The 6,171-nt window shown below is 72.0% G+C and carries 6 protein-coding genes; 2 read left to right on the plus strand and 4 right to left on the minus strand.

The genetic code is table 11. From position 1 onward, the window contains the following. Positions 1 to 19 precede the first annotated feature (19 nt). Positions 20 to 1,180: a non-homologous end joining protein Ku gene (gene ku, locus ABEA26_RS09960; protein ID WP_345591138.1), complete on the minus strand. Its 1,161-nt coding sequence runs from the start codon at positions 1,178 to 1,180 to the stop codon at positions 20 to 22. Positions 1,181 to 1,413: 233 nt separating this feature from the next. On the opposite strand from ku, the gene ABEA26_RS09965 reads away from it, so the two are divergent. Beyond that, the gene (locus ABEA26_RS09965; RefSeq protein WP_345591139.1) at positions 1,414 to 2,535 is read left to right on the plus strand and encodes a lipid II:glycine glycyltransferase FemX; all 1,122 of its coding nucleotides are present in this window, start codon (positions 1,414 to 1,416) and stop codon (positions 2,533 to 2,535) included. 97 nt (positions 2,536 to 2,632) lie between these two features. Here the strand turns inward: ABEA26_RS09965 and ABEA26_RS09970 are convergent, their stop codons facing one another. Beyond that, the gene (locus ABEA26_RS09970) at positions 2,633 to 3,373 is read right to left on the minus strand and encodes a class I SAM-dependent DNA methyltransferase (protein ID WP_345591140.1); all 741 of its coding nucleotides are present in this window, start codon (positions 3,371 to 3,373) and stop codon (positions 2,633 to 2,635) included. A gap of 100 nt (positions 3,374 to 3,473) precedes the next feature. On the opposite strand from ABEA26_RS09970, the gene ABEA26_RS09975 reads away from it, so the two are divergent. Further along, positions 3,474 to 4,184, plus strand: coding sequence for a type 1 glutamine amidotransferase (locus ABEA26_RS09975; RefSeq protein ID WP_345591142.1), 711 nt, complete (start codon positions 3,474 to 3,476; stop codon positions 4,182 to 4,184). Between the two features lie 3 nt (positions 4,185 to 4,187). On the opposite strand, the gene ABEA26_RS09980 is transcribed toward ABEA26_RS09975, so the two are convergent. Both ABEA26_RS09980 and ABEA26_RS09985 read right to left on the minus strand, forming a co-directional pair. After that, the gene (locus tag ABEA26_RS09980) at positions 4,188 to 5,378 is read right to left on the minus strand and encodes a GDSL-type esterase/lipase family protein (RefSeq protein WP_345591144.1); all 1,191 of its coding nucleotides are present in this window, start codon (positions 5,376 to 5,378) and stop codon (positions 4,188 to 4,190) included. Between the two features lie 183 nt (positions 5,379 to 5,561). Next, positions 5,562 to 6,131 carry a TetR/AcrR family transcriptional regulator gene (locus ABEA26_RS09985; RefSeq protein WP_345591146.1) on the minus strand — a complete coding sequence of 190 codons (570 nt, stop codon included), beginning with the start codon at positions 6,129 to 6,131 and terminating at the stop codon, positions 5,562 to 5,564. Between the last annotated feature and the right edge of the window lie 40 nt (positions 6,132 to 6,171).

Here is a 6,171-nt window from a genome sequence, read left to right on the forward strand (position 1 = left end):
TCACCCACCGTGCGGCGTCTCAGGCGGCGGCCGTCTTCTTCTTCCGGCCGCCTCCGCCGCCGGTGAGGGCGTCGATGAGCTGTTCGCGGCTCATCTTCGACCGTCCGGGGACGTCCTGGTCGGTGGCCCGCTGGTAGAGCTCCGTCTTGCTCAGCTCCCGCAGATCGCCCCGCTTCGGTGGCGCCTTGCGGGAGGGGGCGACGGCCTTCTTCCGCGGCTCGGCGCTCTGCTTCCGCGGGCCGGTGTCCTGCTTCCGCAGCTCGGCGCTCTTCTTCTGTGTGGCGCTCTGCCTTCGTGGCTCGGCGCTCTGCCTCTGCCGGCCGGTGTCGCTCTTCCGCGGTGCCGAGGGCTGCTTGCCGCCGGCGTCCGCCGCCCTCGCGGGTGACTGCTTGCCGTCGGTCCCCCGCGCCTGCTCCAGGCTGCCCCGCAGGACCTCCATCAGGTCGACGACGTTGGTGGCCCGGGGCGCTTCCTCCGCGACGGCGACCTCCTCGCCCTCGGCCTTGGCCCGGACCAGCTCACGAACTCTCTCCTGGTACGTGTCGTGGTAACGGGCCGGGTCCCAGGGGCCGCTGAGTGCGTCGACGAGCCGCATCGCCATGTCCAGTTCCTTGCCACGGTCCGCCCGGTCCGAGGGCAGCTCGGGAAGCTCCGCGACCGGGTCGCGGACCTCGTCGGCCCAGTGCAGCGTCTGGAGCACCAGGACCTCGTCGTCGGCGCGGAGCGCGGTCAGGTACTGCCGGCTGCGCATGACGAAGGTGGCGACGCCGACCTTGCCGGCCTCGGCGAGGGCGGTGCGGAGCAGCTCGTAGACCTTGAGGTACTCCTTGCCGCGGGGGGCGACGTAGTAGGTGCGGCCGAAGTAGACCGGTGCGATGCGGTCCAGGTCGACGAAGTCGGTGATCTCGAGGGTCTGGGAGCGGCCCGGCGCGATCTCGTCCAGTTCCTCCGGCTCTACGACGACGTACTCGCCCTCGCCCACCTCGTAGCCCTTGACGATGTCACCGGAGGCGACCTCCTCGCCGGTGCGCTCGTTGACCCGCCGGTTGCGGACGCGGTCCGAGGTTCCGCGCTGAAGTTGGTGGAAGTGGATCGTGTGGTCCTGCGTCGCCGTGAACAGACCGACGGGCACCGAGACCAGCCCGAACGTGATGACACCTGTCCAGATCGCCCGCGCCATGACCGTCCACTCCGTCCGTCCTGCCCGCACCGCCCCACCCGTCCACGCTCGCAGCCCGGCCGCGATCACGCGCGCCGGACGGGGCACGCGGGTGGGCGGTCGGCCGACAGCGCGCGCATCGGCCGCCGTCGGTATTCCCTGTGAGGTGCGGGACGTGAGGTGCGGGACGGCAACCGCTGCCCGCGCACCGGCCGTCTCCCCGTCCACCGACATCGATCAGAGGGGCACCGCCCATGAGCCGGCATCTGAAGGCGATCACCCGCGAGGAACATCTGCGCTTCGTCGCGTCCCGGCCCTCTGTCAGCCACCTGCAGACACCTTCGTGGGGTGACGTGAAACCGGACTGGCGAGCGGAGAGCCTGGGCTGGTTCGACGGAAGCGGCGGCCTCGTGGGTGCCGGGCTGGTGCTGCTGCGGCCGTTGCCGAAGCTGAAACGGTACCTGGCCTATCTGCCCGAGGGCCCGGTCATCGACTGGGGCTCGGCGGATCTGGAGCGGTGGCTGGAGCCGATGCTCGCGTACCTGAAGGGGCGGGGCGCCTTCTCGGTGCGGATGGGGCCGCCGGTGGTGGCTCGGCGCTGGAGTGCCGAGGCGGTCAAGGCGGCGATCGCCGACCCGGGAGCCCGCCGGCTGGGAGACGTCGAGGCCACCGTGCGCGAAGCCGGGGCCGACGGTGTGGCCGAGCGGCTGCGCCGGATGGGCTGGCGGCAGACCGAGTCCTGGGGCGAGGACGGCTTCGCGGCGGGACAGCCGCGCCACGTGTGCCAGGTACCGCTCGCCGGCCGGTCACTGGAGCAGATCCTGAGCGGTTTCAACCAGCAGTGGCGCCGCAACATCAAGAAGTCCGAGAAGGCGGGTGTCAAAGTCGTCCGGGGCGACCGCGAGGATCTCCCGGCGTTCTACGAACTCTATGTCGAGACCGCGGAACGGGACGGCTTCGTCCCGCGCCCCCTCGCCTACTTCCGGCGTATGTGGACCGCGCTGACGGCCGAGGACCCCGACCGTATGCGTCTGTACCTCGCCCATCACGATGGTGAGGTGCTCGCCGCGGCCACGATGCTGACCGTCGGGGAGCACGTCTGGTACTCGTACGGCGCCTCCACCAGCCGCCGGCGCGAGGTGCAGCCCAACAACGCGCTCCAGTGGCGGATGATGTGCGACGCCCATGAACTCGGCGCGGCCGTCTACGACTTCCGTGGCATCACCGACACCCTGGACGAGGACAACCACCTGCTGGGGCTGCTCCGGTTCAAGGTCGGCGCCGGCGGTGAGGCAGTCGAGTACCTCGGCGAGTGGGACTATCCGCTCAGCAAGCTGCTGCACAAGGCCCTGGGGCTGTACATGGCCCGGCGCTGAGCCCCTCGCGGCCCGGTCCCGCCCCTTCGCGGCCCGGTCCCGCCCCGTCCGGCCCGGTCCCGCCCCGTCCGGCCCCGGCCAGCCCGGTCCCGGCCGGTCAGACGGCGGGCTTCTCCCAGACCGAGACGTGGCCGCGGCTCTCGTGGGTGAACGGCTTCCGGGTCCACCCCTCCCACCGGTCACGCAGCCGCAGGCCGGCGAGCCGGGCCATCAGGTCGAGTTCGGAGGGCCAGACGTACCGGAAGGGGTAGTACGCGTACTCGGGGCGTCCGTCCACGAGGGTGACGTAGTTCGAACTCATCGCCTGGGTGGCGGTGTCGTAGGTGTCGAACGCCCAGCCGGTCGGGCCGACGCGGAACGGCACGGCGGTCTGCCCCGGCGGCAGCAGGCGCAGTTCCGGAACGCCCACCTCGATGACGAAGTGGCCGCCGGGCTCCAGGTGCGCGGCCGCGTTGCGGAAACAGTCGACCTGGGCGTCCTGTGTCGTCAGGTTGTTGATGGTGTTGAAGACGAGGTAGGCCACCGCGAACAGGCCCGGCACCCGGGTCGTCGCGAAGTCGCCGATGGTCACTCCGACGGCGTCACCTCCCGGCTTGGCACTCAGCCGGGAGGTCATGGCCCGGGACATGTCGATGCCGTGCACCGGGACTCCGCGGTCCGCCAGCGGTAGCGCGAGCCGGCCGGTGCCGACGCCGAACTCGAGTGCGCGGCCCTCGCCGGCCAGCCCGGCCAGCAGGTCGACCGCGGGGTCAACCGCGTCGGGCGTGAACATGTCCGCCGACGACTCGTCGTATCGCGCGGCGACGGTTTCTCCGAAGTAGCCGTCCTCATCAGGCATGCGGGGACGATACCTCCCGACGGGCCGCCGGCGCCTGCGGTTTTCCGCCGCGAGAGGCCGTCGTGGAGCAGGATGTCGTCCGAGGGGTGCCGAACGAGGGGTGGTCGATGGCGCGGCTGTTGGTGGTACAGAACGGTCCGGACGGCGGGCCGGGCCGGGCCGGTTCGGTGACTGGCTGGTCTCGGACGGGCTGTCGCTGGACGTGGTGCACGCGTACGCCGGTGCGCCGCTCCCCCGACGGCTGGCGCACGAGGGCGTCATGGTACCGGGCGGCGGCTACCTGCCCGACGACGACGTCCGCGCGTCCTGGCTCGCGCCCACCCGGGCCCTGGTCACCGAGGCGGTGCAGCGGGACACTCCCGTGTTCGGCATCTGCCTCGGCGGGCAGCTCCTGGCCCGCGTCGCGGGCGGCACGGTGGAGGGCGCCCACGGCGAACCGGAGTTCGGCAGTACGCCGCTCACCCTGCGGTCGGAGGCGGCGGGTGATCCGCTCTTCGGGGGGCTGCCGGAGCGGGTCACGGCGGTCGAGCACCATGTGGACGCAGTCACCGCCCTGCCGCCGGGCGCCGCCTGGCTGATGGAGAGCGAACGGTGCCCGTACCAGGCGTTCCGGGTCGGTGACCGGGCGTGGGGAGTGCAGTTCCATCCCGAGGCGGGCGCGGACCGGGTCCGGTCGTGGGACCCGGAGCGGATCCGGGCCGGGGGTCTGGACCCGGCGGAACTCTTCGGCCGGGCGGAACGCGACGACCTCGCGGCCGAGGCCGTCTGGCGCGAGGTCGCCCGGCGGTTCGCCGCGGTCGTCAGGGGGTGAGGGTCAGCCGGAGAAGGCGCCGCGCTCAGTGAATGCCAGACCGGCGAAGCGTTCGCCGATACGCCGGTGGGTGGCCGCGTCCGGGTGGACCCCGTCGGGCAGCGGCAGCTCGGCGGCGTCGCCCTCGCCGTAGAGGTCGCGGCCGTCCAGGTAGTGCAGGTTGGGGTCGTCGGGCGCCCGCTGGGCCACGATCCGGGCCAGCTCGTCCCGGATGACGTTGAGAGTCAGTTTCCCGCTCGCTCGGTCCGCCGGGTCACCCGTGGCCACGAACCGCAGTCGTCCCTCGCCGAGGCCGGAGAAGTCGGGAGCGAGGGGGCCGGGGGTGTCCTCATGGGTGGGGCACAGGATGGGCGCGACGACCAGCAGCGGGGTTGTGGGGTGACCTTCGCGGACGGTGTCGAGGAAGCCGTGCACGGCGGGGCCGAAGGCACGCAGCCGCATGGCGTCGCTGTTGACCACGTTGATGCCGATCTTGACACTGATCAGGTCGGCGGGGGTGTCGCGCATGGCCCGCGCGGTGAACGGGTCGAGCAGGGCGCTGCCGGCCAGGCCCAGGTTGACGAGTTCGACGCCGCCGAGGGAGGCGGCGAGTGCGGGCCACGTGGTGGCGGGGCTCGCGGCGTCGGAGCCCTGGCTGATCGAACTGCCGTGGTGCAGCCAGACCCTGCGGCCCGTGCCCGGGGCGGGCTCGACGGGAGCGTCGGTGCGCAGGGCGACGAGTTCGGTGGTCTCGTTGTGCGGCAACCAGACCTCGATGTCCTTGCTGCCCTCGGGCAGGCCGGCGAAGCGCAGAGTGCCGACGGGGCCGGGCTCGACGCCCGCCGTGCCGGTGGTCATGTCGATGGTGAGGGTGTTGCCGCCCGCGACACTGCCCTGGCCGGTCGGGCGCCCGTCGACGAGCAGGTCGTACAGGCCGTCCGGGCGGGGCGGGACGCCGACGTAGACCCGTTTGGTGGGCAGGGTGTCCAGTTCGAGAGCGGTGGCCCGGGTGCGCAGGGCCAGGCGTACGCCGGAGGGCTGGGACTCGGCCATGGCCAGCTGTCCGTCGGTGTTCCGGGTTCGGGCCCGGGCGGGCAGCCGGTGCGGCAGCAGTCCGTGCTCGGTGCGCTCCAGGTCGAGGGCGCCGCGCAGGTGGTCCCGAGTGATCGGCGTGGTGATCCAGTCGATCCGGTCGTCGTTGGTGTGCGTGTTCATGCCGCCTCCGGCTGATGTGGTGGTGACGAGGTGTCCGGTGCGGGCTCCACCGAACCATGCGGGGGTTGCCCGTGCCGGCTTCACGGTGCGGGCTCGGCTTCCCGGTTCCGGCTCGGCTTCAGGTTCCGGCTCGGCTCCCGATTCCGGCTCGGCTCCACCGCGCAGGGTTTGACGGTGCGCGGTTCACGCTGCGGGCCAGTTGCGGAGCAGGGCGTCGAGGGCGTCCACGATCCGCGTCCACGTCTCCTGCGTGTCGGGGGCGCTGTGACTGAAGCCGCCGCCCATCTCCAGGCTGACATAGCCGTGGAAGACACTGCCCAGCAGCCGGACCGCGTGGGTCTGGTCGGGCTCCGCCAGGTCGTAGCCGCGCAGGATGGCCCGGGTCATCTGTGCGTGGCGGACGCCCGCGCTGACCGCCGCCGTCTCCGGGTCCAGCCGGAGCTGGGCCGCGGCGTAGCGGCCGGGGTGTTCCCGGGCGTAGTCGCGGTAGACGTTCGCGAAGGCGGCGAGGGCGTCCTTGCCTGCTCGCCCGGCCAGTGCCGTGCTGCCCCGGTCGGCGAGTTCGGCGAGGGCGAGCAGGGCGATCCGGGTCTTGAGGTCATGGGAGTTGCGCACGTGCGAGTACAGACTCGCGACCTTGACGTCGAAGTGTCTGGCCAGCGCGGAGACCGTGACCTGGTCGAAACCGACCTCGTCCGCCAGTTCCGCGCCCGCCCGGACCAGACGCTCCGTGGTCAGTCCTACGCGCACCATATGCATCCTCTCGTTGACCTGTGTTGATTATCCATTTGCC

The organism is Streptomyces marokkonensis, from assembly GCF_039539045.1.
Lineage (GTDB): Bacteria > Actinomycetota > Actinomycetes > Streptomycetales > Streptomycetaceae > Streptomyces > Streptomyces marokkonensis.